General features: G+C 69.4%; 25 protein-coding genes. 17 read left to right on the forward strand and 8 right to left on the reverse strand.

The window, feature by feature from the left end; genetic code table 11:
• Positions 1 to 62 precede the first annotated feature (62 nt).
• Positions 63 to 317, forward strand: a complete 255-nt coding sequence (locus BJ988_RS18425; RefSeq protein WP_008362075.1) for a WhiB family transcriptional regulator — start codon at positions 63 to 65, stop codon at positions 315 to 317.
• A 37-nt stretch (positions 318 to 354) separates the two neighbouring features.
• On the opposite strand, the gene BJ988_RS18430 is transcribed toward BJ988_RS18425, so the two are convergent.
• The gene (locus tag BJ988_RS18430) at positions 355 to 1,845 is read right to left on the reverse strand and encodes a histidine kinase N-terminal domain-containing protein (protein WP_179659402.1); all 1,491 of its coding nucleotides are present in this window, start codon (positions 1,843 to 1,845) and stop codon (positions 355 to 357) included.
• Between the two features lie 84 nt (positions 1,846 to 1,929).
• On the opposite strand from BJ988_RS18430, the gene BJ988_RS18435 reads away from it, so the two are divergent.
• Together BJ988_RS18435 and BJ988_RS31595 are read left to right on the forward strand one after the other, a co-directional pair.
• Complete coding sequence (locus BJ988_RS18435) at positions 1,930 to 2,769, forward strand: DUF2785 domain-containing protein (RefSeq protein ID WP_179659403.1); 840 nt, start codon at positions 1,930 to 1,932, stop codon at positions 2,767 to 2,769.
• Between the two features lie 103 nt (positions 2,770 to 2,872).
• Positions 2,873 to 2,947 carry a 50S ribosomal protein bL37 gene (locus BJ988_RS31595; RefSeq protein WP_370249596.1) on the forward strand — a complete coding sequence of 25 codons (75 nt, stop codon included), beginning with the start codon at positions 2,873 to 2,875 and terminating at the stop codon, positions 2,945 to 2,947.
• A 90-nt stretch (positions 2,948 to 3,037) separates the two neighbouring features.
• Here the strand turns inward: BJ988_RS31595 and rsrA are convergent, their stop codons facing one another.
• The 5 genes from rsrA to BJ988_RS18460 all read right to left on the reverse strand — a co-directional run bounded on the left by rsrA (position 3,038) and on the right by BJ988_RS18460 (position 6,227).
• Complete coding sequence (gene rsrA / locus BJ988_RS18440; RefSeq protein WP_179659404.1) at positions 3,038 to 3,301, reverse strand: mycothiol system anti-sigma-R factor; 264 nt, start codon at positions 3,299 to 3,301, stop codon at positions 3,038 to 3,040.
• Complete coding sequence (locus BJ988_RS18445; protein WP_179661582.1) at positions 3,298 to 3,918, reverse strand: sigma-70 family RNA polymerase sigma factor; 621 nt, start codon at positions 3,916 to 3,918, stop codon at positions 3,298 to 3,300. Before BJ988_RS18445 ends, rsrA begins: the two co-directional genes overlap by 4 nt.
• 119 nt (positions 3,919 to 4,037) lie before the next feature.
• Positions 4,038 to 4,676 carry an alpha/beta hydrolase family protein gene (locus tag BJ988_RS18450; protein ID WP_179659405.1) on the reverse strand — a complete coding sequence of 213 codons (639 nt, stop codon included), beginning with the start codon at positions 4,674 to 4,676 and terminating at the stop codon, positions 4,038 to 4,040.
• Between the two features lies 1 nt (position 4,677).
• Positions 4,678 to 5,436 carry an SOS response-associated peptidase gene (locus BJ988_RS18455; protein WP_179659406.1) on the reverse strand — a complete coding sequence of 253 codons (759 nt, stop codon included), beginning with the start codon at positions 5,434 to 5,436 and terminating at the stop codon, positions 4,678 to 4,680.
• A gap of 68 nt (positions 5,437 to 5,504) precedes the next feature.
• On the reverse strand, positions 5,505 to 6,227 hold the full coding sequence (locus BJ988_RS18460) for a hypothetical protein (RefSeq protein ID WP_179659407.1): 723 nt from the start codon (positions 6,225 to 6,227) through the stop codon (positions 5,505 to 5,507).
• A 292-nt stretch (positions 6,228 to 6,519) separates the two neighbouring features.
• On the opposite strand from BJ988_RS18460, the gene BJ988_RS18465 reads away from it, so the two are divergent.
• The 8 genes from BJ988_RS18465 (at position 6,520) to BJ988_RS18500 (ending at position 16,858) form a co-directional block, all read left to right on the forward strand.
• On the forward strand, positions 6,520 to 9,030 hold the full coding sequence (locus BJ988_RS18465; RefSeq protein ID WP_179659408.1) for a sigma-70 family RNA polymerase sigma factor: 2,511 nt from the start codon (positions 6,520 to 6,522) through the stop codon (positions 9,028 to 9,030).
• Between the two features lie 248 nt (positions 9,031 to 9,278).
• Entirely contained in the window at positions 9,279 to 10,574 is a 1,296-nt protein-coding gene (aroA, locus tag BJ988_RS18470) for a 3-phosphoshikimate 1-carboxyvinyltransferase (RefSeq protein ID WP_179659409.1), read from the forward strand.
• Positions 10,575 to 10,581: 7 nt separating this feature from the next.
• On the forward strand, positions 10,582 to 11,592 hold the full coding sequence (rsgA, locus tag BJ988_RS18475; protein WP_179659410.1) for a ribosome small subunit-dependent GTPase A: 1,011 nt from the start codon (positions 10,582 to 10,584) through the stop codon (positions 11,590 to 11,592).
• Positions 11,593 to 11,646: 54 nt separating this feature from the next.
• On the forward strand, positions 11,647 to 12,519 hold the full coding sequence (locus BJ988_RS18480; RefSeq protein WP_179659411.1) for an inositol monophosphatase family protein: 873 nt from the start codon (positions 11,647 to 11,649) through the stop codon (positions 12,517 to 12,519).
• Positions 12,520 to 12,630: 111 nt separating this feature from the next.
• Positions 12,631 to 13,065: a CBS domain-containing protein gene (locus tag BJ988_RS18485; RefSeq protein ID WP_179659412.1), complete on the forward strand. Its 435-nt coding sequence runs from the start codon at positions 12,631 to 12,633 to the stop codon at positions 13,063 to 13,065.
• An 85-nt stretch (positions 13,066 to 13,150) separates the two neighbouring features.
• Positions 13,151 to 13,849, forward strand: a complete 699-nt coding sequence (locus tag BJ988_RS31410; protein WP_179659413.1) for a response regulator — start codon at positions 13,151 to 13,153, stop codon at positions 13,847 to 13,849.
• Positions 13,846 to 16,479 (forward strand): DUF4153 domain-containing protein, encoded by a 2,634-nt coding sequence (locus BJ988_RS18495; RefSeq protein WP_179659414.1) that lies wholly within the window; start codon positions 13,846 to 13,848, stop codon positions 16,477 to 16,479. The genes BJ988_RS31410 and BJ988_RS18495 overlap by 4 nt, the downstream gene beginning before the upstream one ends.
• A 4-nt stretch (positions 16,480 to 16,483) precedes the next feature.
• Positions 16,484 to 16,858 carry an FKBP-type peptidyl-prolyl cis-trans isomerase gene (locus BJ988_RS18500; RefSeq protein WP_179659415.1) on the forward strand — a complete coding sequence of 125 codons (375 nt, stop codon included), beginning with the start codon at positions 16,484 to 16,486 and terminating at the stop codon, positions 16,856 to 16,858.
• Positions 16,859 to 16,923: 65 nt separating this feature from the next.
• Here the strand turns inward: BJ988_RS18500 and BJ988_RS18505 are convergent, their stop codons facing one another.
• A complete protein-coding gene (locus BJ988_RS18505) occupies positions 16,924 to 17,178 on the reverse strand; it encodes an RNA-binding S4 domain-containing protein (protein ID WP_343051677.1) in 255 nt (84 codons plus the stop codon).
• A 100-nt stretch (positions 17,179 to 17,278) separates the two neighbouring features.
• Positions 17,279 to 18,556: a DUF445 domain-containing protein gene (locus BJ988_RS18510; RefSeq protein ID WP_179659416.1), complete on the reverse strand. Its 1,278-nt coding sequence runs from the start codon at positions 18,554 to 18,556 to the stop codon at positions 17,279 to 17,281.
• Between the two features lie 250 nt (positions 18,557 to 18,806).
• Here BJ988_RS18510 and BJ988_RS18515 point away from each other — a divergent pair, with 250 nt between their 5' ends.
• The 6 genes from BJ988_RS18515 to BJ988_RS18540 all read left to right on the forward strand — a co-directional run bounded on the left by BJ988_RS18515 (position 18,807) and on the right by BJ988_RS18540 (position 25,625).
• Complete coding sequence (locus BJ988_RS18515; RefSeq protein ID WP_179659417.1) at positions 18,807 to 19,106, forward strand: hypothetical protein; 300 nt, start codon at positions 18,807 to 18,809, stop codon at positions 19,104 to 19,106.
• A 98-nt stretch (positions 19,107 to 19,204) separates the two neighbouring features.
• Entirely contained in the window at positions 19,205 to 20,053 is an 849-nt protein-coding gene (locus tag BJ988_RS18520; protein ID WP_179659418.1) for a nitrilase-related carbon-nitrogen hydrolase, read from the forward strand.
• Between the two features lie 71 nt (positions 20,054 to 20,124).
• On the forward strand, positions 20,125 to 21,558 hold the full coding sequence (gene hydA / locus BJ988_RS18525; protein ID WP_179659419.1) for a dihydropyrimidinase: 1,434 nt from the start codon (positions 20,125 to 20,127) through the stop codon (positions 21,556 to 21,558).
• Positions 21,559 to 21,562: 4 nt separating this feature from the next.
• Positions 21,563 to 22,588 (forward strand): TIGR03842 family LLM class F420-dependent oxidoreductase, encoded by a 1,026-nt coding sequence (locus BJ988_RS18530; RefSeq protein ID WP_179659420.1) that lies wholly within the window; start codon positions 21,563 to 21,565, stop codon positions 22,586 to 22,588.
• A gap of 165 nt (positions 22,589 to 22,753) precedes the next feature.
• On the forward strand, positions 22,754 to 24,106 hold the full coding sequence (locus tag BJ988_RS18535; protein ID WP_179659421.1) for an aspartate aminotransferase family protein: 1,353 nt from the start codon (positions 22,754 to 22,756) through the stop codon (positions 24,104 to 24,106).
• Between the two features lie 19 nt (positions 24,107 to 24,125).
• A complete protein-coding gene (locus BJ988_RS18540; protein ID WP_179659422.1) occupies positions 24,126 to 25,625 on the forward strand; it encodes a CoA-acylating methylmalonate-semialdehyde dehydrogenase in 1,500 nt (499 codons plus the stop codon).
• Positions 25,626 to 25,637 lie beyond the last annotated feature (12 nt).

Genomic DNA, 25,637 nt, shown 5'->3' on the forward strand with positions numbered 1-25,637 from the left:
CGCAGGGTCTCGAACCACCAAGGCCTTGCCCATCCTATGTCAGAAAGAGGGTCTACCCAGCCATGGATTGGCGCCACCGTTCGGCTTGTCTCGATGAAGACCCGGAACTGTTCTTCCCCATTGGAAACACCGGCCCGGCTATCCTCCAGATCGAGGAAGCCAAGCAGGTCTGCCGGCGTTGCGACGTCCGGGAGCAGTGTCTTCAGTGGGCTCTTGAGGCCGGTCAGGACCACGGCGTGTGGGGTGGATTGAGCGAGGACGAGCGTCGTGCGCTGAAGCGCCGCAACGCCCGTTCCCGTGTCCGCACCGCCGTCTGACCAACCCCTAGAGGCCATCAACCCCCTAGAGATCCACCTAGAGCTCCAACGGCAGCTCGACCGCAGCTCTCGCCCCGTGACCATCAGGCCGGGGCCCCAACGAGAGTCGGCCACCGAGCTCGCCTTCGACGAGAGTCTTCACGATCGACAACCCCAAGTTTGTCGATGTGTCGAGACTGAACCCGTCGGGCAGTCCGTGACCATCGTCCTCGATCGTCACCTGGAGATGCCCGGCGGGTTGCTGTCGTACGGACATCATGATCTTGCCCGTCTCGGGGTCACCTGGACCGCTGCCGCGGTAGCCGTGCTCGACTGCGTTCTGCAACAGCTCGGTGACGATCATCGCCATCGGCGTGGCCACTTCCGACGGCAGCGACCCGAACGAGCCCTCACGGCGCACCCGCACCGCCACGCCGACCGAGGTGACCTCTCCGACCATGGAAGCGAGCCGGTCGGCGATCTCGTCGAACTCGACGGTCTCCTCGACAGCCTGCTGGGAGAGGATCTCGTGGACCAGCGCGATCGATCCGACCCGGCGTACGGCCTCGTTCAGTGCGTCCTGTGCCACCCCGGAGTCGACGCGGCGCGACTGCATCCGCAGCAGCGCGGCCACGGTTTGTAGGTTGTTCTTCACTCGGTGGTGGATCTCGCGGATCGTGGCGTCCTTGGTGACGAGCTCACGATCGCGCCGGCGCAGGTCGGTGACGTCGCGCAGCAGCACCAGCGCACCGATCGCCTCGCCGCGCGGCCGAAGCGGGATCGAGCGCATGATGATCGCCATGACGCCGGTGTCGATCTCGGTGTCGCGGTGCGCCCGTCCGCCGAGCACCGCGCTCAGCGTCTCCTCGTCGGGGCGCTTGCGCGGTGGCACCAGAGCGCGGGTCATCCCGGCGAGGGACTGGCCGGCGAGATCGCCGGAGAGGCCCAGCCTGCGGAAGACCGAGAGCGCGTTGGGGCTGGCGTAGTCGACGACGCCGCCGGCATCCACGCGGACGAACCCGTCCCCCACCCGAGGGGTGTCGGTGTGGTCGCTGCGCTGGCCGATCGCGGGGAAGAAGCCGTTCGCGACCATCTGGGTCAGGTCGTTGGCCGTCTGCAGGTAGGAGAGCTCGAGCTTGGAGGGAGTGCGGACGCCGAGCAGGTTGGTGTTGCGACTCAGCACCGCGATGATCCGGCCGGCGCGGCGTACCGGGATGGTCTCGACCCGCACCGGGAGATCGTCGCGCCACTCCGGGTCGCCCTCGCGCACCAGCCGGCCGACGTCGACGGCGTCGTCGAGGGTGGCGTGGCGTCCCTTCGGCACGAACATGCCGACGATGTCGTCGACGTAGGCCGTCGGACCGGTCGTAGGACGCATCTGACCGGCCGCCCAGAAGCCGTTGCCGGACTTGTCGGGCAACCACAGCACCAGGTCGGCGAAGGAGAGATCTGCCAGGATCTGCCAGTCGGCCATGAGCAGCTGAAGCCACCCGACGTCATCGCCGTCGAGGTCGGTGTGGTGCTGGGCAAGCTCACTCAGAGTGGGCACGGCGACAGCGTAGATGTAGACCAAGGTATGCGCATTGCGCGGGTCGGATGTCCACGCGTGGGCGGGTTTGGCAGGATGTCCCCCATGTCGGAGGCGTACTGGCGGGAGGTTCACTCGACCGGTCTCGCTGTACCCACGGACCGGCCGCTCGGTGACCTCACCATCGAGCTCACCCGGATGCTCGGCGACCCCGACCCGGACGTACGCAGCGGACTGGCCGTTCCTGCCCTGTCGACGTGGATCCAGCGCGGTGTCTACGACGACCTGCTCGCCGGCCTGGGCGACGGGATGGCCGCCGGTCTCGTAGTCGGCCTCGGTGACTCCGGCAACAACGGCGTCTTCCGCCGGGCCTCCTCGGTCGAGGCCCTGGCCGAGTGCATCGCCCGCGACAACGCGCGCTCGCTGGTGCGCGCGGAGAAGGTGCTGGAGTGGGGCGACCGGATCGCCACCTGGCTGCTGCGCGAGCGCGACCTGCGGGCCTTCGTCCCCGAGCGCGGTTGGGCACACGCGGTCGCGCGGGGCGCCGACGCCCTCGGCATCCTGGCCGCCTCCGAGCACCTCGGCAAGCCGGAGCTGACGGTGATCCTCGACGTCGTCGCCGACCGGGTGCTCGCCCGCGGCGACACGATCTACGCCCACGGTGAGCCCGACCGGCTGGCGTCGGCCACGATGGCCGTGCTGCGCCGCAACCTGGTCCCGCTCAACATCATGGAGCCGTGGATCAACCGGATCGTCACCGTCGCCACCGCCACCCCGGAGACCCCCGACCGGGACCCGTTCCTGCTCACCGGGAACGCCGAGGCGTTCCTCCGGGCCCTCTACCTTCAGCTCGCGCTCAGCCACGACCCCCCGCAGATCCGTGGCGACCTGCTGCTGGTCGTCGTCGCGGCCCTGAAGCGGTCCAACCGGGCATACCTCGGCTGAACCGCCGACCGGCGGACAGGGGCGAATTTCACGTCTCAGCGCCGGGTTTGAGAGACTGTCCCGAGGCCCCTCGGGGTCACGTACCCCAATGGAGGAGATCATCATGGGCAAGACTGGCCGCAAGCGCCGCGCGCGCCGCAAGAAGGGCGCGAACCACGGCAAGCGCCCCAACAGCTGAGCTGTTGAAATGACGTGAGAGCCCCAGCCGATCGGCTGGGGCTCTCGTCGCGTCTGGGCCCTTGTTCTGGGGCCTCGTTCTGGGGCCTCGTCAGGACCTGGTGCGAAGCTCCTGGATCTGGACCATGATCTTCGCGCGCAGGTCTCCCGGGGCGACCTCGGAGCACGAGCGCGCGACGACCGCCTTGACGATGCGCTGCTGATCGTAGGTCTCCAGGCAGGGGTTGCAGCTCTGCAGGTGCAGCTTGACCTGGTCGGCGTCGGCCGCGGCGAGCTCGTTGTCGATCAGGAAGACGATCTGCTCGAGGAAGTCGGCGCAGTCGCTCGGTGAGGCGTCGTGTTCGTGGGCACTCATGACGCACCTCCACGAGCGCCGGTGAGGTCGTTGGTGCGTACGTAGTCGGAGAGAAGATCGCGCAGCTGGCGCCGGCCGCGGTGAAGCCGCGACATCACGGTGCCGATCGGGGTTTCCATGATCTCGGCGATCTCCTTGTAGGCGAATCCCTCGACGTCGGCGAGGTAGACAGCGAGCCGGAACTCCTCCGGGAGGCGCTGCAGCGCGTCCTTCACCTGAGAGTCGGGCAGGTGCTCGAGCGCCTCCATCTCCGCGGACTTCAGACCGGTCGAGGTGTGTGACTCGGCCCGGGCCAGCTGCCAGTCCTCGACGTCCTCGGACATCGACTGCTGCGGCTGGCGCTGCTTCTTGCGGTAGGTGTTGATGAAGGTGTTGGTGAGGATGCGGTAGAGCCAGGCCTTGAGGTTGGTGCCGGGCCTGAACTGATGGAAGGAGGAGTACGCCTTCGCGAACGTCTCCTGCACCAGGTCTTCCGCGTCGGACGGGTTGCGGGTCATCCGCATCGCCGCCGAGTAGAGCTGGTCGAGGAAGGGCAGCGCATCCCGCTCGAAGCGCAGCGCGCGCTCCTCGGGAGTCTCCGTAGCCAGGTCGACGACTTCATCGTTGTTGTCGCTCATCACGTCCCAGGGTACGCCGGTGAGCATCGGGGCGCTCATCGGCGACACGTTCGCCGTAGGGCGTTCGAGGAGGATCGTCATGTCGTGGGAACGCCGCGACGGTCGCCAAACATTCCCAGCTAGGCGATGACCTCGCGGACCAACCACTCCAGGGTGGACTCGACCAGGATCGCGTCGGCCTCGGCCTGGCTGAGCGGGCCGCGCTTCCCGACGACGAGAGAGTGGTCGGCGCCGGGGATCGGGGTGACCTCGACGCTCTCGGGGAACTCCTCGGGTCTGCCGAACCTGTCGCGGGTGCCCTGAAGCACAAGCGTCGGCACCTTCGCCTCCAGCAGCTCGTGGGCACGAGAGATCTGGGGCTTGCTCACCGGGTGCAGCGGGAAGGCCAGGCAGAGCGCCCCGGCCGCACCGAAAGCCCGAGCCGTGCGGACCGCCGAGCGGGCGCCGGCGGAGCGCCCGCCGACCACCAGCGGCGTACGCACCCGCATCCAGTTGGCGGCCAGGGTCAGCGCAGCGTCGAGGGACTTGGGCGGCGTGGCCACCGGCTTCCCCTTGACGCGCCAGGGCTGCTCGAAACGGACCACGGTGATCCCCTGCCCCGGCAGCGCGTCGTTGAGCGCCATCAGGTCGTGGGTGTCGATGCCGTTGCCCGCGCCGTGGGAGAGCAGCAGGGTCGCCTGTGGTCGCCGCGCCCGGCGGGTGTACAGCCGCCCTTCCCCGTAGGGCGTGTCGATCATCTGCGTCGTGGTTCCACCCATGTCATCCCCAGGCTTCCTCGATCGGTAGCGGCTCGATGAGCTCGCGGCCGTCGTTGCGTACGTTGCTCACCAGTGTCGAGACCGGGAAGGCCTCCAGACGGCCGGGCGCCGCCGGGGTCAGCAGCTCCACGTCGCCCGGGCGGGTCGGGTCGAGCCACTGGTCCCAGCGTTCACGCTCGACCATGAGCGGCATCCGGTCATGGATCCGCCCCAAGGAGTCCTCCGCCTCGGTGGTGATCACGGTGCAGCTCCACAGCCACCTGCCGGGGTCGTCCTCGGCCTTGGCGGGGTCGGGCCACAGCTCGTAGAGCCCGGCCATCGCCAGCACTTTCCCGTCCTTCGGGGTGATGAAGTAGGGCTGCTTGCGCGCCCGTCCTTTTCCACTCAGCCCTTTCGCGTCCTTGGCCTCGGTGGCGTACCACTCGAAGTAGCCGTCGGCCGGCAGCAGGCAGCGGCGCTTGGCGAAGGCCCGGCGATAGGCGGGCTTCTCGGCGACCGTCTCCATCCGGGCGTTGATCATCCGGTTGCCGATCTTGACGTCCTTGGCCCAGGACGGGACCAGCCCCCAACGTACGGAGCGGAGCTGGCGCTCGCTGGGCGCGTCGTCCTCACGCGGCGGCCGCTCGAGGACGGCGTAGACATCGTCGGTCGGCGCGACGTTGTAGCTCTCCGTGAGCGGCTCCTGCAGACGCAGCTCATCGATCTCGAACTCCTCCGCCAGCTCGTCGGGCTGGCGGCTGGACGCGTAACGACCGCACATACGTTCACCATAGCCCCGGGTGAGTGTGGCGTCAGGGGGTATTGCTCAGCCCAGATCCGCCGATGGGCTCATGCTCCGCGGGCGAGCTCGTCGAGCAGGAAGCCGGCCGACTGGTCGTTCTCGGGAAGCCCCTCGATCCAGATCCGGTCGGCGCTGTGCTCGACCATCCGCTTGAGGAGCCCGAGCCGTTTGACCAGCGTCTCGTCACGCGGTGCGACCACGACCATCCGGCTGTGACCGACCTGTCCGACGGCGGCCGCGCCCGCGAAGACCGTGCGGGCGGTCTGGCCCAGCAGCGACATCCGGCGCGCGGTGGCGATGCTGTCGGTCTTCTGACCGGGAGCGCCCGGGAGGTGGGCGTCGGTGACGACCAGCGCGTGGCTGCACGCCTTGGCGTCGCGATAGAGCTCCGATATCCGGTCACGTACGTGCGCGAGGGTGGAGAGGCCGGTGAGCGGGTCGGCACAGGAGATGGTGTGCAGGTAGCCGAGCGTCGCCTCGCTCCAGGCGACCGAGAGAGCGTGCACCTCGACGAAGGCCGGGTCACGGTTCTCGACGGTCTGGGTCGTCATCCGGAGGTCCTCGAGGCTCTCGCCGAGCGACACACCGGTCTCCGCGAGGTCATGGCCGACCACCCAGCAGGCCTCGGCGACGTAGCTGCTCCGCTCGGCCAGCGCCTCTGCGACAGCCTCGAACCGCTCCGGGAGCAACGCGCGCTGCTGCTCGGAGAGCTCTGTGGTCTCAGTCGGGGTGGAGGCACGCGGACGCCGATCTCGGGAGAACAGCCGCACAACTCACCCCTTTCCTGATGTTTCCTGGCGTTGTTGTCGCTTCTCGTCCGATGCCGAAGGGTCATGGATACAGTGGTGGGCACGCCGGTCCAGCTCGCGCTCACATGGACTTGACGCACGAAATCGGCAAGCATGACGCGATAGAGGCCCGTCTTTCTGGGTTTCTCGAAAGTTGTTGTCAGATCCCGGGGAGGGGGCGTGACGTGCGGGCTACCGCTGTCGTTAGCACAACGCATGTCTCCCGTTGGCGCAACCCGCGTCATACCTCCATACTTCGAACGTCTCTGGTGCCGTGAGCGAAACGACCCCCACCTCTCTACAGACCCTCGACGCCCCTGGCGACGCCGAGCTGATCACCGCTGTCCGTGGGGGTGATCTGGATGCGTACGGGCTGCTGTTCGAGCGCCATGTCGAGTCTGCGCGCCGCCTCGCCCGCCAGCTGGTGTCGGCGGGCGACGTCGACGACCTCGTCTCCGAGGCTTTCGCCAAGGTGCTCAACGTGCTGCAGAGGGGCGGCGGCCCGGACCTGGCGTTCCGCGCCTACCTGCTGACGTCGTTGCGGCGGCTCCACGTGGACAAGATCCGCGCCGCCTCCAAGCTCACCACGACCGACGACCTGACGCCGTTCGACCCGGGCGTGCCCTTCGAGGACACCGCGGTGTCGGGCTTCGACAACCAGGCGGCCGCAAAGGCGTTCCAGCAGCTCCCCGAGCGTTGGCAGCAGGTGCTGTGGCACACCGAGGTCGAAGGCCAGAAGCCGGCCGAGATCGCGCCCCTGCTCGGAATGTCGGCCAACTCGGTCTCCGCGCTCGCCTACCGTGCTCGCGAGGGTCTCAAGCAGGCCTTCATCTCGATGCACGCGCAGGATGCCGGCGAGGAGGCCTGCGCCACGACGCGAGCCAACCTGGGCGCCTACATCCGCAACGGCTTGTCCAAGCGTGACTCGAAGAAGGTCGACGAACACCTCCAGGACTGCCGCCCCTGCACCGCGATCTACCTCGAGCTCACCGAGGTCAACTCCGGTATGGGCGCTTGGCTCGCACCTGCCCTGCTCGGCGCAGCCGGCGCGGGCTACCTCGCCGTCGGCAGTGGCGTCGCCGCCAAGGGCGGCGCGCTGCTCTTCTTCGGTCGAGTCAAGGACTGGGTGCTGGGCGACCCTGTGGGACGTACGGTCGCGGGTGGCGCCGGTGTCGCGGCCGCTGCGGCCGTGGTCGCCGGGTTCGCGCTCACCGGTGGTGACCCGGCCCCGAAGCAACCGGCCGCCGACGAGCCAGCCGCGCAGGCGCCTGCTGCCGCCGACCCGGCTCCTGCTCCTCCCGCCGCTCCCCCGGCTGCTCCGCCGCCGGCAGCCGCTCCGCCCGCCGGCCAGCCCGCGGCCCCGCCGGCCGCACCACCAGCGGCCCCGCCTGCCGACACTCCCGTGCCAGCGCAGGAGGCGCCGGTGATCACCGCGCCTCTGCCTACGGTCGAGGTCTCTCCGGGCGGCAAGGCGGTCATCGACCTGACCCAGGGCGCCAGTGACGCCGACGGCGATCCGCTCTCGGTCAAGGAGGCCGCTCTAGCAGCCCCTGCCCGCGGCACGGTCACCAAGGGCGGCGCCACGACCTCCGGCGGAAAGGGCGGCGGCGTCAGCGGCGCGATCTTCGGCGGCCTGCGGATGGCCGGCGAGCCCGTCACCACCGTGACCTACCAGCCGGCCAAGGGCTGGCGCGGCACCGAGACGATCGAGTACATCCTCACCGACGGCAAGGGTGGCGATGTCGCCGGCAGCGTGGACGTGACCACACCCAACGCTGCCCCGGAAGCTGTCGAGGACTCGGCCACGGCCAAGGTCACCGTCGGGGACGGCAACAACGGCCTGGGCATGGGCAATCAGAGCACGACGGCCACGACGACCGTCGACGTGCTCGCCAACGACGCCGACGACAACGGCGACGCCCTCCAGCTCGTCTCGGTCACCGACCCGGCACACGGCACGGCCGAGATCGTCGACGGCAAGGTCGCCTACACGATGGACGAGGGCTACACCGGGGCCGGCGACACGTTCACCTACCAGATCTCGGACGGCCACGGCGGCACGGATGTCGGCGAGGTCGAGATCACCTTCGCCTACGACGCCGGCATCGCCCTGGACCACGTGACCTACGACGGTTACGAGCACATCCAGGTGGCAGCCGACGGTATCCCCGAAGGCGACTACACCGCGACCTTCCGCTACCGGCTGACCGGCATCGGCCAGCCCTACCCGGAGCGCTCGAACCCGCAGTCGATGTGGGCCTGCTCCCAGCTCAGCGTCCCGTCCGTGCCGCAAGGCGGCGTCGTCGAGGGCGAGTGCACCCTGTCGAGCACGAACAACGGCCAGGAGGTGCTCCACTTCGACTTCGTCCCCGACGGTGACTGGTCGTTCGAGGGGACGCTCCAGGCGGTCGGCTACACGGACTCCGCTCCCGGCAACGACCGCGTCAGCGTCTCCGGCACCGCCCCGGAGCCGACGCCGACTCCTACGCCGACCCCTACGCCGACTCCTACGCCGACCCCGGACGTGCCGCAGCTGCCTACGCCGACTCCGACACCGGACGTGCCACAGCTGCCGACGGCGCCCGGCACGCCCGACCCGCCCCAGCTGCCTGTTCCGCCCAGCGACTCGGCTGACCCCGAGAACGGCTCAGGCCCTTCTGACAGGCCCAGCAGCAGCGCCAGCCCTGGTCGGACTCCGGATGTCGAACCTCCTGCGGAGGAGCGCGGCGCCCGCACGGGCGGGCTGACCTGGAAGGGTTTCCTGAAGGCGTTCGGGATCGACTGATCCCACATCAGCTCACCGCGCGTCCGTCGGCTCCCACCGGCGGACGCGCTGCGGTTTTCGCAGGTCGGAACCGAGGTTCCGCGAGCAGGGTCGACCTGCTACGCGCCGCGATACGCGTACTCCCGCGGTGTTGCCGCCTCTCAACGGTACAACCCAGACCGCCATCGAGGCGGGCGCCTTGCGGGAGCACACGTCTCACGACGCTCGCGACGGCCGCCCCTGCTCGCGGAACCTCTAAGGTTGACACCGTGACTTCCACGACCGACCGTGCAGCCGACATCGCGGACCCCTGGCCGGCGCCCCGAGCGCTCGGACCGGCGACGGCGACGGTGTCGCTGCCTGGAAGCAAGTCGCTCACCAACCGGGCGCTGCTGCTGGCCTCGATCGCGGAGGGGCCCGGCGTCGTACGTCGTGCGCTTCGGTCCCGCGACACGCTGCTGATGGCGGCAGCGCTGACGTCTTTGGGCGCGCAGGTGGACACCTCGGGTGACGACTGGGTCGTGACGCCCGGGGCGTTCGGGGCCGACGCCGAGGTCGACTGCGGTCTCGCGGGGACGGTGATGCGGTTCGTACCTCCGGTGGCTGCGCTCTCCACCGGCACGATCGCCTTCGACGGCGACCCGCACATGCGCAACCGGCCGGTCGGCGAGGTGCTGCGCGCGCTTCGCGACCTCGGGGTCTCGATCGACGGCGAGGGGCTGCCGTTCACGATCCACGGCACCGGCGCCGTGCCCGGTGGGACCGTGGTCGTCGACGCCTCGGCATCCAGCCAGTTCATCAGCGCGCTTCTGCTGGCGGGGGCGCGGTATGAGCGGGGCGTCGACATCCGCCACGAGGGCAAGCCGGTCCCGTCGCTGCCCCACATCGACATGACGGTCGCGATGCTTCGAGAGCACGGCGTCGCGGTCGACGCTCCGTCATCGGGGGGTGACGCCAACCGGTGGACGGTGGCTCCGGGACCGATCAAGGCACTGGATCGCACCATCGAGCCCGACCTGTCCAACGCGGCGCCGTTCCTCGCCCTCGCGGCGGTCTCGGGCGGGACCGTGACCGTACGCGACTGGCCGCAGGCCACCGACCAGCCGGGCGACCAGCTGCGCGAGGTGCTCTCGCTGATGGGCTGCGAGGTGCGTGTGGGCGACGACGGGCTCACCGTGACCGGGCCGGAGCAGCTCACCGGGATCGACCTGGACATGCGCGACATCGGCGAGCTCACCCCGGCCGTCGCCGCGCTGTGCGCGCTCGCCTCGACGCCCTCGCACCTGACCGGCATCGGCCACATCCGTGGCCACGAGACCGACCGGCTGGCCGCCCTGGCCCGAGAGCTGGGCTCGCTCGGAGCCGACGCCACCGAGCATCCCGACGGCCTGACGATCCGGCCGGCGACGCTGCACGGCGGGGTGTTCCACACCTACGCCGACCACCGGATGGCCCACGCCGGAGTGATCATCGGCGCTGCCGTCGATGGCGTCCTCGTCGAGAACATCACGACCACCAGCAAGACCTTCACCGACTTCGCGCCCTTCTGGGCGGGACTCTTCTGAGCATCTGATGGCGAAGTCACAGCGCCGCTACGGCACCGAGGACGTCGAGCATTACGACCGGCCCCGCCGCCGGACGCGGCCGCGGACGAAGGACCGGCCCAGCTATGACGACGCCGATCTCGGGCGGGTGATCACGGTCGACCGGGGCCGGTTCACGCTGGTCATGGACGAGGCACCCGATGTCGAGGTGTGGGCGGTCAAGGCCCGCCCGCTGGGCCGCAAGGGCGTCGTCGTGGGTGACCGGGTGAAGGTCGTCGGCGACACCTCGGGCGCGGAGGGCGCGCTGGCCCGGATCGTCGAGCTCGAGCCGCGGGAGACCGTGCTGCGGCGTACGGCCGATGACGACGACCCGGTGGAGCGGGTCGTGGTCGCCAACGCCGACCAGCTGGTGATCGTCACCGCGATCGCCGACCCCGAGCCGCGCACCGGGTTCATCGACCGCGCGCTGGTGGCCGCCTACGAGGCCGGCATCGACCCGCTGCTGTGCATCACCAAGGCCGACCTGGCCGACCCCGAGTCGCTGGTCTCGATCTATCGGTCGCTGGGGGTGCCGTGGGTGGTCACACAGCGGGGCGGGGACATGAGCGCGCTGCGGGACGAGCTCGACGGGCGTACGTCGGTGCTGCTCGGCCACAGCGGCGTCGGCAAGTCGACGCTGGTCAACGCCATCGTCCCCGACGCCGGCCGGGAGGTGGGGCACGTCAACGCGGTCACGGGACGCGGACGGCACACGTCCACCTCGGCGCTGATGCTGCGGCTTCCCGGGACAGGGTGGATCGTGGACACCCCGGGGATCCGTACGTTCGGCCTGGCCCACGTCGAGCCCGAAAGACTCATCGTCTCCTTCCCTGACCTGGAGGAGGCGACGACCGCCTGCCCGCGTGGCTGCTCCCACGCCGTCGATGCGCCGGAGTGCGGGCTGGACGTCGCGGTCGAGGCCGGCCGGCTCGATCCGGACCGGGTCACCTCGTTCCGGCGCCTGCTCGAAGCGCGTTCGGTGCCGACGTACGCCCTCTGACCTATTACCAGGGGAGGCAACGCTCAGGGACCGCAGCCACTAGAGTGAACCCTCGTGGCGAGCACTCCTGACTTCAACGACGACCTGCGGCTGGCGCACCTGCTGGCCGACGACGCCGACTCGCTGTCCACGTCGCGGTTCAAGGCGCTCGACCTGCACGTCATGACCAAGCCCGACCTGACCCCCGTCTCGGACGCGGACAAGGCCGTGGAGGAGTCGATCCGCCGCACCCTCTCCCGCGCGCGTACGCGGGACGCGATCACCGGGGAGGAGTCGGGCTCGTCCGGCTCGTCCAGCCGCCGTTGGATCGTCGACCCGATCGACGGCACGAAGAACTTCGTCCGTGGTGTGCCGGTCTGGGCGACCCTGATCGCGCTCGCCGTCGACAACGAGGTCGTGATGTCGGTCGTCTCCGCGCCCCAGCTCGGGCGACGCTGGTGGGCGGCGAAGGGCCAGGGCGCCCACACCGGCAAGTCGCTGATGAAGTCGACCCGCTGCCAGGTCTCGGACGTACGCCGCCTGGAGGACGCCTCGATGTCCTACTCCTCGCTGCACGGCTGGGAGGAGCGCGAGCGCCTCGAGGACTTCCTGGCGCTGATGCGGCGCTGCTGGCGCACCCGCGCCTACTCCGACTTCTGGTCCTACATGCTCGTCGCCGAGGGTGCGGTCGACATCGCCGTCGAGCCGGAGCTCGAGCTCTACGACATGGCCGCGCTCGACATCATCGTGCGTGAGGCCGGTGGCCAGTTCACCTCGCTGGCCGGCGACCCGGGACCGTGGGGCGGCAACGCGCTGGCCACCAACGGACATCTGCACGAGGCGGTGCTCTCGTTCCTCGGCGGGCTGCCCGACGGCAGCAACGACGCCGACTGGCCGGCCGCGCAGCCCGGGTCGGTCACCGCGTTCCGCCGTCCGGGAACCGAGTAGACCCGTCCCACCAGACCCAGGGTCTGTTTGAGAACTCGGAAGCGCCGGCCAGGCGCCGCGTTCCCAAACAGACCCTGGCGTGACACACGTCACAGCCGCTACCGTTGGTACATGAAGATCGCGGACGTACTCACTCGGAAGGCGATCGCTGAAGTCGTCACGATCGCATCAACCGCCACCGTGCGTGACCTGCTCGGGGTCCTCGCCGAGCACAGCATCGGTGCCTGCGTCGTCAGCAGCGACGGCACTGACGTCGCCGGGATCGTCTCGGAGCGCGACGTCGTCCGTCGCCTCCACGAGAACGACGCGCTGCTCTCCGCCGAGATCTCCTCGATCATGACCACCGAGGTCGAGACCTGTGCGCCCGAGGCCACCATCGACGACATCCTCGGCACCATGACCAAGCGCCGGATCCGGCACATGCCGGTCGTCTCCACCGACGGTGACCTGGTCGGCATCGTGAGCATCGGCGACCTGGTCAAGCACCGCATCGACCAGCTCGCCTTCGAGCGCGACCAGCTCGAGGCGTACGTCCACCAGACGTAGGGCAGGGCGGGGACAGCCCCGTTCTTCACAGGACCTGCACAACTTCTGCAGCCTTTCCGGCGGCTCGGGCTTCTAGCCTGAGCATGTGCCAGAACATACGACCGCTCGCCGGGTCCTCGTCGTCGAGGACGAGCCGATCATCAACCAGGCCGTCTCCGACCGGCTCGAGGCGGAGGGGTACGACGTCGTCCGGGCGTGGGACGGCCCCGGGGCGGTCTCCTGCTTCGAGGAGACCTCGCCCGACCTGGTCGTCCTGGACGTGATGCTGCCGGGCTACGACGGTCTGGAAGTGTGCCGCCGGATCCAGGCCGTTCGCCCGGTGCCGGTGCTCATGCTCACCGCCCGGGTCGACGAGGCCGATGTGCTGATCGGGCTCGGCGTCGGGGCCGACGACTACCTGACCAAGCCGTTCCGGGCCCGTGAGCTGGTCGCCCGGGTGAACGCCCTCCTGAGGCGGGTGGAGCGGGCCGCCGAGCTGGCGGCGTCGCCGCGGCGTACGGCCGAGATCGGGGGCCTGCGGATGGATCCGGCCGCACGGCGGGTGTGGGTCGACGAAGCCGAGGTCAGGCTCACGCCGACCGAGTTCGACCTGCTGGTCTGCCTGGCCGCCGACCCCGGTGCCGTCGTCACTCGCGAACGTCTGCTCGCCGAGGTCTGGGGCTGGAACGACGCCTCCGGCACCCGCACCGTCGACAGCCATGTGAAGGGGCTGCGCGCCAAGATCGGGTCTGCCCGGGTCCGGACCGTGCACGGTGTCGGCTACGCACTGGAGGCCGGCGAGTGACTCCCCTGGAACGGGTCTCCTCGATCAAGGTCAAGCTCGGGCTCCTGGTCGCCGCCAGCGCCCTGGTCGCGGCGGTCGTCGCCTCCGTCGGGCGGGTCGCCGGGGTCTCGCCGTGGGTCTCGATCCCGGTCACGATCGGGATCGCCCTGGCGGTCACCCAGCTGCTGGCGGCCGGGATGACGTCCCCGCTGCGGCAGATGACCCTCGCGGCCCGGCGGATGGCCCGGGGCGACTACACGGTCTCGGTGCCGGCCGGCGGAGCCGACGAGGTCGGTCAGCTGGGCCGGGCGTTCAACACGATGGCCAGCGATCTCGGCGCGGTCGACCGCCAGCGCCGAGATCTGGTCGCCAACGTCTCCCACGAGCTGCGTACGCCGCTGGCGGCTCTCACCGTCGTGCTGGAGAACCTCGTGGACGGCGTCGGGTCCGAGCCGGCCGCCCTCCAGACCGCGCTCGGCCAGGCCGAGCGCCTGAGCCGGCTGGTCGAGGACCTGCTCGACCTCGCGCGGGTCGACGCCGGCAAGGCGCCGCTGAGCACCTCGTCGGTCGACCTCCGCCCGCTGCTCGAGGCCTGTGTCGCGGAGGTGCGGGCGAACGGGCGTCCGGTCTCCTACGTGGTCGACGCACCGGCCGACCTGGTCGTCGACGCCGACCCCGACCGGCTCAGCCAGCTCGTCGTCAACCTGCTCGACAACGCCTCCCGGCACAGTCCGCGAGACGGTGTGGTCACCGTGCGCGCCGGTAGGGACGGCGAGCGCTACCACCTCGAGGTCCTCGACTCCGGGCCCGGTGTTCCGGCCGCCGACCGGGGTCGCGTCTTCGAGCCCTTCGGCACGCTGAGCGCCTCCGCCGAGAGCGGTGGGACCGGGCTCGGGCTCGCCATCGCCCGGTGGGTCACCGACCTGCACGGCGGCTCCATCGCCTTCCTCGACCCGCTCCCCGACACCGCGGGTGCCCGCGTCCGCGTCGACCTTCCGCTGCGGCCTCCCGCACGCGCCATCCCCCATCAGCTCGATGCCAGTCGTCCTGCCCCCACCCATGAGGAGACCCAGATGCCCACCACTCCCCCGGCGGCCGAGCCCGCCGAACCGGCCCAGCCGGTCGACGCTCGCGAGACCGCGACGTCGGCCGACCCCAAGGCCGCCTACGTCACCCCGTCGGTCCTCGACGACATCTTCGGCACCTACTGGCCAGACTCCGGCGTGACCGGAAGGTTCGGACTCTTCATCGGTGCCGTGGTCGCCGGCCTGCTCGGCGGACTGTTGATCCCCGACCGCAACGCCGGCCTCGGCACGGTCATCGTGCTGCTGGCCGCCGGCGGGGTCGTGATGATGGCGGGCAAGGAACGGCGCAGCCGGTTCTCGATCCTCTGTTACGTGCTGTACGCGATGCTCTCCTCGGTCGCGGTGGTCCGCGACGCCGAGTGGATCGTCGTGCTGTGCCTGATCACCGCCATCGCTGTCCTGCTGTGCGCCTCCACGCAGGCGAAGACCCTGTTGGGGATCATGCTGACCGGGATCTCCTGGCCGCTGGCCGGGCTGCGCGGGATCCCGTGGCTGGGCCGGACGCTGACCAGCGTCTCCGGTCGCGGACACGGTGCCGCGGTCGCCCGCACCACGGTGCTGTCCCTGCTCGGACTGGTGATCTTCGGACTCCTGTTCACCACCGCCGACGCGGTGCTGGGCAGCTGGGTCGACCAGTTCGTGCCGGACGTACGCCCCGATACCCTCGCGGCCCGGATCTTCATGACCGTCTTCGTCTTCGGGGTGGTGCTGGGCGCTGCGTACCTGGCCGTGAACCCGCCGCGGATCGACCAGAGCGAGCGTACGTCCCAGCCCGTCGCCAACCGCTACGAGTGGCTGGCTCCGGTCGGGGTCGTGGTCGCCGTCTTCGCGGCGTTCCTGGTCGCTCAGGCGACCGCGGTGTTCGGCGGCGAGGACTACCTGCGCGAGACGACGGGGCTGACGTATGCCGAGTACGTCCACCAGGGGTTCGGCCAGCTCACCGTCGCGACCGCACTGACTCTGCTGGTGATCTGGGCGGCGGCTCGCAAGGCGCCGGTGGAGACCATCGCCGACCGGCTGTGGCTGCGGGTCGCGCTCGGGCTGCTCGCCGCCGAGGCCCAGGTCGTCGTCGGGTCGGCGCTGTATCGGATGCACCTCTACCAGGAGGCGTACGGCTTCACGCAGCTCCGTCTGCTCGTGGACGTCTTCGAGGCCTGGCTGGGTCTGCTGGTGGTCGCCGGGCTCGTCGCCGCGGTGGCCGGCGGCGCGATCGGTCGCGGGGTCTGGCTCGGTCGGTTCGCCCTGGTGAGCGGCGCTGTCGCGCTGCTCGGGATCGCCGCCATCAACCCGGACGCGTGGATCGCCGAGCACAACGTCTCGCGCTATGAGGAGACCGGGAAGATCGACACCGACTTCCTCTCCGGTCTCAGCGACGACGCGGTGCCGGCCCTGAAGAAGCTCCCAGCGGACCTGCGGAGCTGTGTGCTCGGGACCGACGATCGCGAGGGCGACTGGCTGGAGTGGAACCTCGGCCGTGCGCGGGCCGACGGCCTGACCCCGACCTATCTCGTGCCGGACGACGCGACCGCGACGGTGTGCCCCAGCGAGATTCGATACGTAGACTGAACCCATGACCCAGAAGCCTGAGATCGACTTCGTCGACCCCACCCCTCCGACCGACCTCGTCATCAAGGACATCACCATCGGTGACGGCGAGGAGGCCACCGAGCGTGACCGCGTCTCGGTGCACTACGTCGGCGTGGCGCTGTCCACCGGCGAGGAGTTCGACGCGTCCTACAACCGTGGCGAGCCGCTCGACTTCCGCGTCGGCATCGGCCAGGTCATCCAGGGCTGGGACCAGGGCATCCTCGGCATGAAGGTCGGCGGCCGCCGCCAGCTCGTCATCCCGCCCCACCTGGGCTACGGCGACCGCGGTGCCGGCAACGTCATCAAGCCCGGTGAGACCCTCGTCTTCCTCTGCGACCTGGTGAAGGTCGAGAAGTAAGCAGTTCGTACGCAGCGAGGCGGTGACCCTTCCGGGTCACCGCCTCGCTCTATTTCTGCCGGGTCCTACCACGGCACGTCGAAGTCGGCCTCGTCGGAGACCCGGGCGGACTGGCCGGCGTACTCCACGACGTCGCCGACGCGGAGCTGACGGCCACGGCGGAGCTCGGGCTCGCCGTTGACCTTCACCTGACCGGCGGTGATCGCCGGGCGCGCCTCGGAGCCGGCCTCGACCAGGTTGGCCAGCTTCAGGAACTGACCGAGCCTGATGATCTCGTCGGAGATGGGTACGTCGAAGGGTTCGCTCTGATGCTCGCTCACGCGACCACGTCCGTAGCGCAGGCGCCAGAGTACGGACGCGGTCGCGTGTTGTATTGACGGTTCACTCGCTGTCGCTCGCTCACGTGCCCATCCTCCCCCATCACTCCATCAGGACCGCGACGGTGTGGATGATGACGCCGACGAGCCCGCCGACGATGGTGCCGTTGATGCGGATGAACTGCAGGTCCCGGCCGACGAAGAGCTCGATGCGGCGAGCGGCCTGCTTGCCGTCCCAGCGCTGGATCGTATGGGTGATGACGGTGGTCGCCTCGCGGCCGTAGCGCTGGACGACGTAGACGGCCACGTCGGACGCGAGCGCGTCGTAGCGGCGCTGGAGCGCCTCGTCGAGGACGACCTTCTGGGCGTAGCGGATGACCTCGTCCAGGGCGCGGAGGCGAACGACGCCTTCGGGGTCACGCAGCGAGGAGGTCAGCGCGCGACGCAGCGCGTCCCAGATGGAGATGGCGGTGTTGATGACGCCCGGATGCTCGAGCACGCGCTCCTTGAGCCGCTCGGCACGCTCCATGGTCGCCTGGTCGTGCTGCAGGTTGTCGGCGAGGTCGGCGAGCATGGCGTCGATCGCCTTGCGGGCTCGGTGCTCGGGGTCGTCGCGGATGTCGGCGATCCAGCGGACCAGCTCGACGTGGATGCGGGCGGTCACCGGCTCACGCAGCACCTGCGGCGTCCACCAGGGCGCGCGCTCACCGAGCACCTCGGTGACGATCTCCTCGTTCTCCTCGAGCCAGCCGTGCAGCTCGACCAGCGCCAGGTCGACCAGGCCGTGATGTACGCCGTCGTCCAGGGCCGCCTGCAGCGTGCCGCCGAGGAGCGGCGCGATCTGCTCCTCGCGCAGGCGAGGTACGAACCCGTCCTGGATGATCTCGACGATGTGCCGGTTGCTGATCCGGGACAACCCGTCGGCGACCACGGTGGAGACCTCGTCGACGACCCGCTTGGCGTTGGCCTCCTCCGAGAGCCACAGCGCGAGCCTCAGCGACGGCATCGCGACACCGAGCCGCTCGCGGATGGTCTCCTCCTGCAGGAAGTTGTCCTGGACGAACTCCTCCAGGCTGGCGCCGAGCTCGTCCTTCCGCTTCGGGATCAGCGCGGTGTGCGGCACCGGCAGCCCCAGCGGGTGGCGGAACAGCGCGGTGACCGCGAACCAGTCGGCGATCGCGCCGACCATCGACGCCTCGGCACCGGCGTTCACGAACCCCCAGAACCCGTCCATGCCCAGGGTCAGCAGATAGACGATGGCGGCCACGACCAGGAGCCCGGTGGCGACGATGCGCATCCGGCGCAGTGCCTGGCGACGTACGACATCGGCCTCGGTCTCGGCCATCAGGCCGCCGATCCCGACGCCCCCAGGAGAACTCATGGCCCAATTGTGCCGGGTCGCCCAACGCAGGGCCGAACTGCAACACCGAGACCGGGGTTTCTATAGGCTACTCACGGGTTGGCCAACAGGTGGGTTACAAACCACCCAAGGGCGTCACCGATCCCTTCCCCCGCTCGTTGGAGTGGACGAGAGTGCCTCGGGGGAGGCACACGTCCCACCGAGGAGATACATGTTGTCGCACAACGCGGACGGTGTGGGGTCGCATCTGTTCGACTCATCGAGGAGCGCGATGTCACTGACCACCGCCGCCAAGGTGGAGGTTCTCAGCGTCCTCGTCCGCGCCGGCCGGGAGGCCCGCGCCCCACTCACCCCGCACGACTGCAACACCGTGGTCGAGACCAGCGCCCACCTCGCTGAGATCGCGCCGACCCTTCCCGAGCGCTCGCCCGGCGAACGTGCTCGCGCGACCCGCTCGGCGATGGAGCTGTTCCTCTCCCTCGACTGCCCCCAGCTCGCGCCCGAGCTCCGCGAGGAGCTCGCCCAGGCCGTGGAGCACGTGGTCGTACGTCATCCGGCGACGGCCCCCTAGAGCAGAAGAGTTTCAACCCCCGCCTCGTTTCAAGCAAAAATGCCGCTGCGGCCCCACGGGCCGCAGCGGCGTGCTTCTATTTGGGGGGAGGTACTTGCATGAGCATCGTCAGAGCCGCAATCAGCCAGACCACCTGGACCGGGGACAAGGTCTCCATGCTGGACAAGCACGAGGGCTTCGCGCGTGACGCCGCCGCGCAGGGCGCCCAGGTGATGTGCTTCCAGGAGCTCTTCTACGGGCCCTACTTCGGGATCACCCAGGACAAGAAGTACTACCGCTACGCAGAGCCGGCCGACGGGCCGATCGTGCAGCGCTTCGCGAGCCTGGCCAAGGAGCTGGGCATGGTGATGGTGCTGCCGATCTACGAGGAGGCGGAGGTCGGGGTCTACTACAACACCGCCGTGCTCGTCGACGCCGACGGCACGATCCTCGGCAAGTACCGGAAGAACCATCTGCCCCACGTGGAGAAGTTCTGGGAGAAGTTCTACTTCCGCCCCGGCAACCTGGGCTACCCGGTCTTCGAGTCGGCGGTCGGCAAGGTGGGGATGTACATCTGCTACGACCGCCACTTCCCCGAGGGCTGGCGCGAGCTCGGTCTCAACGGCGCCCACATGGTCTTCAACCCCAACGCCACCAAGCCCGGACTCTCCAACCGGCTGTGGGAGGTCGAGCAGCCCGCTGCCGCGGTCGCCAACGGCTACTTCGTGCTCGCGCCCAACCGGGTCGGGCTGGAGGACAACGAGTACGGCCCCGAGGCGGTCGACTTCTACGGGATGTCGCAGATCGTGGACCCTCGCGGCAACTACGTGGGCGAGCTCGGCTCGGGCGAGAAGGAGGAGCTGCTGGTGCGCGACCTCGACATGAACATGGTCCAGGAGATGCGCGACGACTGGCAGTTCTACCGCGACCGACGGCCCGACTCCTACACCGCCATCCCTCGACCGTGAACGACTGTGTTGGTCTCGACACGCCTCCGCCTAGCGGCTCCGGCGGCTCGACCAGCGGATAGGAGCACCGCATGAGCACCACTCTCATCACTGGCGGCACGGTCGTCTCCGCGACCGGGCGCACCCAGGCAGACGTGCTGGTGGACGGTGAGAAGATCGTGGCGCTCATCTCCCCCGGTGCCAGCCCCTTCGGCACGATCAACGCGGACCTGACCATCGACGCGACCGGGAAGTACGTCATCCCCGGTGGCGTCGACGCCCACACCCACATGCAGCTGCCGTTCGGCGGGACCAACGCGTCCGACACCTTCGAGACCGGCACCAGAGCGGCGGCCTGGGGCGGCACCACGACGATCATCGACTTCGCGGTGCAGCGCTACGGCGAACGCGTACAGGACGGGCTGGCGCACTGGCACGAGCTGGCCGCCGGCAACTGCGCGATCGACTACGGGTTCCACCAGATCATCGGCGGGGTCGACGACGACGCGCTCAAGGCGATGGACTCGCTGGTCGATGAGGGGATCACCTCGTACAAGCTGTTCATGGCCTATCCGGGTGTCTTCTACTCCGACGACGCCCAGGTGCTGCGGGCGATGCAGAAGGCCACCGGCCACGGGCTGCTGACCATGATGCACGCCGAGAACGGGCCGGCGATCGACGTGCTCGCCGCGCAGCTGGCCGAGTCCGGGAAGACGAGCCCCTACTACCACGGCATCGCGCGTGCCTGGCAGCTCGAGGAGGAGGCCACCCACCGGGCGATCATGCTCGCCGACGTCACCGGAGCACCCCTCTACGTGGTGCACGTCAGCGCCAAGCAGGCCGTCGAGCAGCTCGCCGCCGCCCGGGACAAGGGCAGGAACGTCTACGGCGAGACCTGCCCGCAGTATCTCTACCTCTCCCTCGAGGACCAGCTCGGCGCGAGGTCGGAGGAGTGGGGCGACTTCGAGGGCGCGAAGTGGGTCTGCTCGACGCCGCTGCGCTCGCGCGAGGAGGGCCACCAGGACGCGATGTGGCAGGCCCTGCGCACCAACGACCTGCAGATGGTCTCCACCGATCACTGCCCCTTCTGCATGAAGGAGCAGAAGGAGCTCGGCAAGGACGACTTCCGGGCGATCCCGAACGGGATCGGCTCGATCGAGCACCGCGTCGACCTGCTCTACCAGGGTGTGGTGACCGGTCAGATCGCATTGGAACGGTGGGTGGAGCTGATCGCGACCACGCCGGCGAGGATGTTCGGGCTCTACGGCCGCAAGGGCGTCATCGCGCCGGGCGCGGACGCAGACATCGTCGTCTACGACCCAGCCGGACACACCTCCATCGGCCTCGGGGAGGGCAGGACCCATCACATGAACATGGACCACTCCGCCTGGCAGGGCTACGAGATCGACGGACACGTCGACGTGGTGCTCTCCCGCGGGTCCGTCGTCGTGGCCGACGGGGAGTTCAAAGGCACCAAGGGTCACGGCAGCTACCTCAAGCGCGACCTGTCCCAGTACCTGGTGTGACGGCATGGACTTCGGTGTCGTCCTCCAGACCAACCCGCCCGTCTGGCGCGTCGTCGACCTGGCGAAGCGGGCCGAGGCGTACGGCTTCGACCATGTCTGGACGTTCGACAGCCACCTGCTGTGGATGGAGCCGTACGTCATCTACAGCCAGATCCTCGCCGAGACCCGCACGATCAAGGTCGGTCCGTTCGTCACCAACCCGGCGACGCGCGACTGGACGGTGACCGCGTCCGTCTTCGCGACCCTGAACGAGATGTACGGCAACCGCACCGTGTGCGGGATGGGTCGCGGCGACTCGGCGGTGCGGGTGCTCAACGGGAAGCCGTCGACGATCAAGGAGATGCGCGAGGCGACCCGGGTGATCCGCGAGCTCGCCAACCGGCGCCCGGTCGAGATCAACGGCACCACGCTGCAATTCCCGTGGGCCAAGCGCTCCGAGCTGGAGGTGTGGATTGCGGCCTACGGCCCGCTCGCTCTGAAGGCGGCCGGGGAGGTCGGCGACGGGTTCATCCTGCAGCTGGCCGACCCCGACATCACCGAGTGGATGATCGGGGCGGTCAAGAAGGCGGCCACCGACGCCGGCCGCGACCCGGAGTCGCTGACCTTCTGCGTGGCCGCGCCTGCGTACGTCACCGACGGGTCGCCCGAGGCGCTCGCGCACGCTCGGGAACAGTGCCGCTGGTTCGGCGGGATGGTCGGCAACCACGTCGCCGACATCGTCGCCAAGTACGGGAGCGGTGCGGTCCCACAGGCGCTCACCGACTACATCACCGACCGCCAGGGCTACGACTACAACGAGCACGGGCAGGCCGGGAACACCCACACCGACTTCGTGCCCGACGAGATCGTCGACCGGTTCTGCATCCTCGGCTCGGTCGAGCAGCAGGTCGCCAAGCTCGAGCAGCTCAGGAGCCTCGGCGTCGACCAGTTCGCCATCTATCTGCAGCACGACGCCATGGACCAGACCCTGGCGGCGTACGGCGAGCTGGTGATCCCCGGCGTCAACCTGCCGGCGATCGCCAAGATCTGAGACTACACGCGATTTCGTTGCCCGAATGGCATTAATGTATCGAAAACGTAGGCGCGACCCTGATATACCGTCGTAATCAGCATCAACGTTCGACGACGTCTTCGCTGCTCCCGGCGTAGAGTGAGGAGTCAGATCCATGTTCGTCACGCACCCCAGGGGACAGCTTTGACCAGCACCGAGACAAGCACGAGCGCGCTCACCACGGAGCCCGCTCCCACCGCGTCGGCCCTCGACGCTCGCGCCTACGACCTCGACCGCGCCCACGTCTTCCACTCCTGGTCCGCCCAGGCCTCCCTGAAGCCGCTGGTCATCGCCGGCGGGCAGGGCTCGCGGGTGTGGGACCACTCGGGGCGTACGTACCTGGACTTCTCCTCCCAGCTGGTCAACACCAACATCGGCCACCAGCACCCCCGGGTGGTGGAGGCGATCAAGAAGCAGGCCGAGACACTGACCACGGTGGCGCCGACGACGGCCAACCTGGCTCGCGGCGAGGCCGCCGAGCGGATCACCGACATCGCTCCGGTGGGCTTCAACAAGGTCTTCTTCACCAACGCCGGCGCCGATGCGGTCGAGAACGCGATCCGGATGGCCCGCATCCACACCGGCCGCGACAAGGTGCTCTCGACCTACCGCTCCTACCATGGCAACACCGGCGCGGCGATCGTCGCGACGGGTGACAGGCGGCGGATCCCGAACGAGTACGCCCATGGCCACGTGCACTTCTTCGGCCCCTACCTCTACCGCTCCGACTTCTGGGCGACCACGCCCGAGCAGGAGGCCGAGCGTGCGCTGCACCACCTGCGCCGGGTCATCGAGGCGGAGGGACCGGGCTCGATCGCGGCGATCCTGCTCGAGACCATCCCCGGCACCGCCGGGATCATGATCCCGCCGCCTGGCTACCTGCCCGGGGTCAGGGCCTTGGCCGACGAGTTCGGGATCATGCTCATCCTCGACGAGGTCATGGCCGGCTTCGGCCGCACCGGCGAGTGGCTCGCCCTGGACGCCTACGACGTCGTCCCCGACCTGATCACCTTCGCCAAGGGGGTCAACTCCGGCTACGTACCCGCCGGAGGCGTGATCATCTCCGACCCGGTCGCAGCGACCTTCGACGACCAGGTCTTCCCAGGCGGCCTCACCTACTCCGGCCACCCTCTCGCGATGGCGTCGATCGTGGCGACCATCGAGGCGATGAACGAGGAGGGCATCGTGGACAACGCCGCGACCATCGGCACCGACCACATCGCTCCGGGCCTCGCCACGCTGGCCGAGAAGCACTCGGTGATCGGCGAGGTGCGCGGCACCGGCGTCTTCTGGGCGCTCGAGCTCGTCGCCGACCGCGAGACGCGGGAGCCGCTGCCGGCCGCGGCGATGGGCCGGATCAAGTCCGAGCTCATCAACCGCAACCTGATCCCTTTCATCATGGAGAACCGCATCCACGTGGTTCCCCCGTGCGTCGTCACCCCCGACGAGGTCGCCGAGGCGATGTCGATCTACGACGACGTGCTCGGCTCGCTGTAACCCGCAAAGGACGCATGACATGACCGATCTCCCCATCCTCGACCACTGGATCGGCGGGGCCACCACCCCCGGCACCGGCAGCCGTCTGGGCGACATCTACAACCCCGCGCTCGGCACCGTCCAGAAGCGCGTACGCTTCGCCGCGGCCGCCGACGTCGACACCGCCGTCTCGGCCGCCAAGAAGGCGTTCGCGGAGTGGAGCGAGGCCTCGCTGACGCGGCGTACGACGGTGCTCTTCAAGTTCCGCGAGCTGCTCAACGCGCGCAAGGGCGAGCTGGCCGAGATCCTGACCGCCGAGCACGGCAAGGTGCTCTCCGACGCCGCCGGCGAGATCGCCCGGGGGCTCGAGGTCGTGGAGTTCGCCTGCGGGCTCTCCCACCTGCTCAAGGGCACCGTCTCCGAGCAGGTCTCCTCCGGCGTGGACGTGACCACCCTCAAGCAGCCGCTCGGCGTGGTGGGCATCATCAGCCCGTTCAACTTCCCCGCCATGGTGCCGATGTGGTTCTTCCCGATCGCCATCGCGGCGGGCAACGCGGTTGTGATCAAGCCCTCGGAGAAGGACCCGACCGCCTCGAGCTGGATCGCGGACCTGTGGGCCGAGGCGGGGCTCCCAGACGGGGTCTACAACGTCGTCCACGGCGACAAGGAGGCGGTCGACGCCCTCCTCGACAACCCCGACGTCGCCTCGATCTCCTTCGTCGGCTCCACCCCGGTCGCGCGCTACGTCTACGAGCGCGGCACCGCCGCCGGCAAGCGGGTCCAGGCCCTCGGAGGCGCCAAGAACCACATGCTGGTTCTGCCCGACGCCGACCTCGACCTGGTCGCCGACTCGGCGGTCAACGCGGGCTTCGGGTCGGCCGGCGAACGGTGCATGGCGATCTCGGTGGTGCTAGCGGTCGACTCGGTGGCCGACTCCCTGATCTCGAAGATCACCTCACGGATGGCCACTCTCAAGACCGGGGACGGCACCCGGGAGACCGACATGGGCCCGCTGATCACGGCCGCCCACCGGGACAAGGTGGCGAGCTACGTGGACGTGGCGACCGCAGACGGTGCGGAGGTCGTCGTCGACGGCCGCGCCATAGAGGTGGACGGCGACCCCAACGGGTTCTGGGTCGGGCCGACGCTGGTCGACCGGGTGCCCACGACGTCGGCCGTCTACACCGAGGAGATCTTCGGCCCGGTGCTCTCGGTCGTCCGCGTCTCCGGCTACGAGGAGGGCCTGGAGCTGATCAACTCCGGCCAGTTCGGCAACGGCACCGCCATCTTCACCAACGACGGCGGCGCTGCTCGCCGCTTCCAGCGGGAGGTGCAGGTCGGGATGGTCGGCGTGAACGTGCCGATCCCGGTGCCTGTCGCCTACCACTCCTTCGGCGGCTGGAAGTCCTCGCTGTTCGGGGACGCGAAGGCGTACGGCCCCGCCGGGCTGGACTTCTTCACCCGCGAGAAGGCCGTCACCACCCGCTGGCTGGACCCGTCGCACGGCGGGATCAACCTGGGGTTCCCGCAGAACTCCTAGGCCAGAACGCCT

Source organism: Nocardioides panzhihuensis (genome assembly GCF_013408335.1).
GTDB lineage: Bacteria > Actinomycetota > Actinomycetes > Propionibacteriales > Nocardioidaceae > Nocardioides > Nocardioides panzhihuensis.

What these genes read in the sequence shown, in the direction of transcription:
- rsgA (WP_179659410.1), top strand. Translation starts at nt 10,582, where the DNA reads ATGGCGAAGTCACAGCGCCGCTACGGCACCGAGGACGTCGAGCATTAC.
- BJ988_RS18510 (WP_179659416.1), bottom strand. Translation starts at nt 18,556, where the DNA reads ATGAGTTCTCCTGGGGGCGTCGGGATCGGCGGCCTGATGGCCGAGACC.
- BJ988_RS18515 (WP_179659417.1), top strand. Translation starts at nt 18,807, where the DNA reads ATGTCACTGACCACCGCCGCCAAGGTGGAGGTTCTCAGCGTCCTCGTC.
- BJ988_RS18425 (WP_008362075.1), top strand. Translation starts at nt 63, where the DNA reads ATGGATTGGCGCCACCGTTCGGCTTGTCTCGATGAAGACCCGGAACTG.
- BJ988_RS18455 (WP_179659406.1), bottom strand. Translation starts at nt 5,436, where the DNA reads ATGTGCGGTCGTTACGCGTCCAGCCGCCAGCCCGACGAGCTGGCGGAG.
- BJ988_RS18435 (WP_179659403.1), top strand. Translation starts at nt 1,930, where the DNA reads ATGTCGGAGGCGTACTGGCGGGAGGTTCACTCGACCGGTCTCGCTGTA.
- BJ988_RS18445 (WP_179661582.1), bottom strand. Translation starts at nt 3,918, where the DNA reads ATGAGCGACAACAACGATGAAGTCGTCGACCTGGCTACGGAGACTCCC.
- hydA (WP_179659419.1), top strand. Translation starts at nt 20,125, where the DNA reads ATGAGCACCACTCTCATCACTGGCGGCACGGTCGTCTCCGCGACCGGG.
- BJ988_RS18520 (WP_179659418.1), top strand. Translation starts at nt 19,205, where the DNA reads ATGAGCATCGTCAGAGCCGCAATCAGCCAGACCACCTGGACCGGGGAC.
- BJ988_RS18530 (WP_179659420.1), top strand. Translation starts at nt 21,563, where the DNA reads ATGGACTTCGGTGTCGTCCTCCAGACCAACCCGCCCGTCTGGCGCGTC.
- rsrA (WP_179659404.1), bottom strand. Translation starts at nt 3,301, where the DNA reads ATGAGTGCCCACGAACACGACGCCTCACCGAGCGACTGCGCCGACTTC.
- BJ988_RS18450 (WP_179659405.1), bottom strand. Translation starts at nt 4,676, where the DNA reads ATGGGTGGAACCACGACGCAGATGATCGACACGCCCTACGGGGAAGGG.
- BJ988_RS18540 (WP_179659422.1), top strand. Translation starts at nt 24,126, where the DNA reads ATGACCGATCTCCCCATCCTCGACCACTGGATCGGCGGGGCCACCACC.
- BJ988_RS18500 (WP_179659415.1), top strand. Translation starts at nt 16,484, where the DNA reads ATGACCCAGAAGCCTGAGATCGACTTCGTCGACCCCACCCCTCCGACC.
- BJ988_RS18485 (WP_179659412.1), top strand. Translation starts at nt 12,631, where the DNA reads ATGAAGATCGCGGACGTACTCACTCGGAAGGCGATCGCTGAAGTCGTC.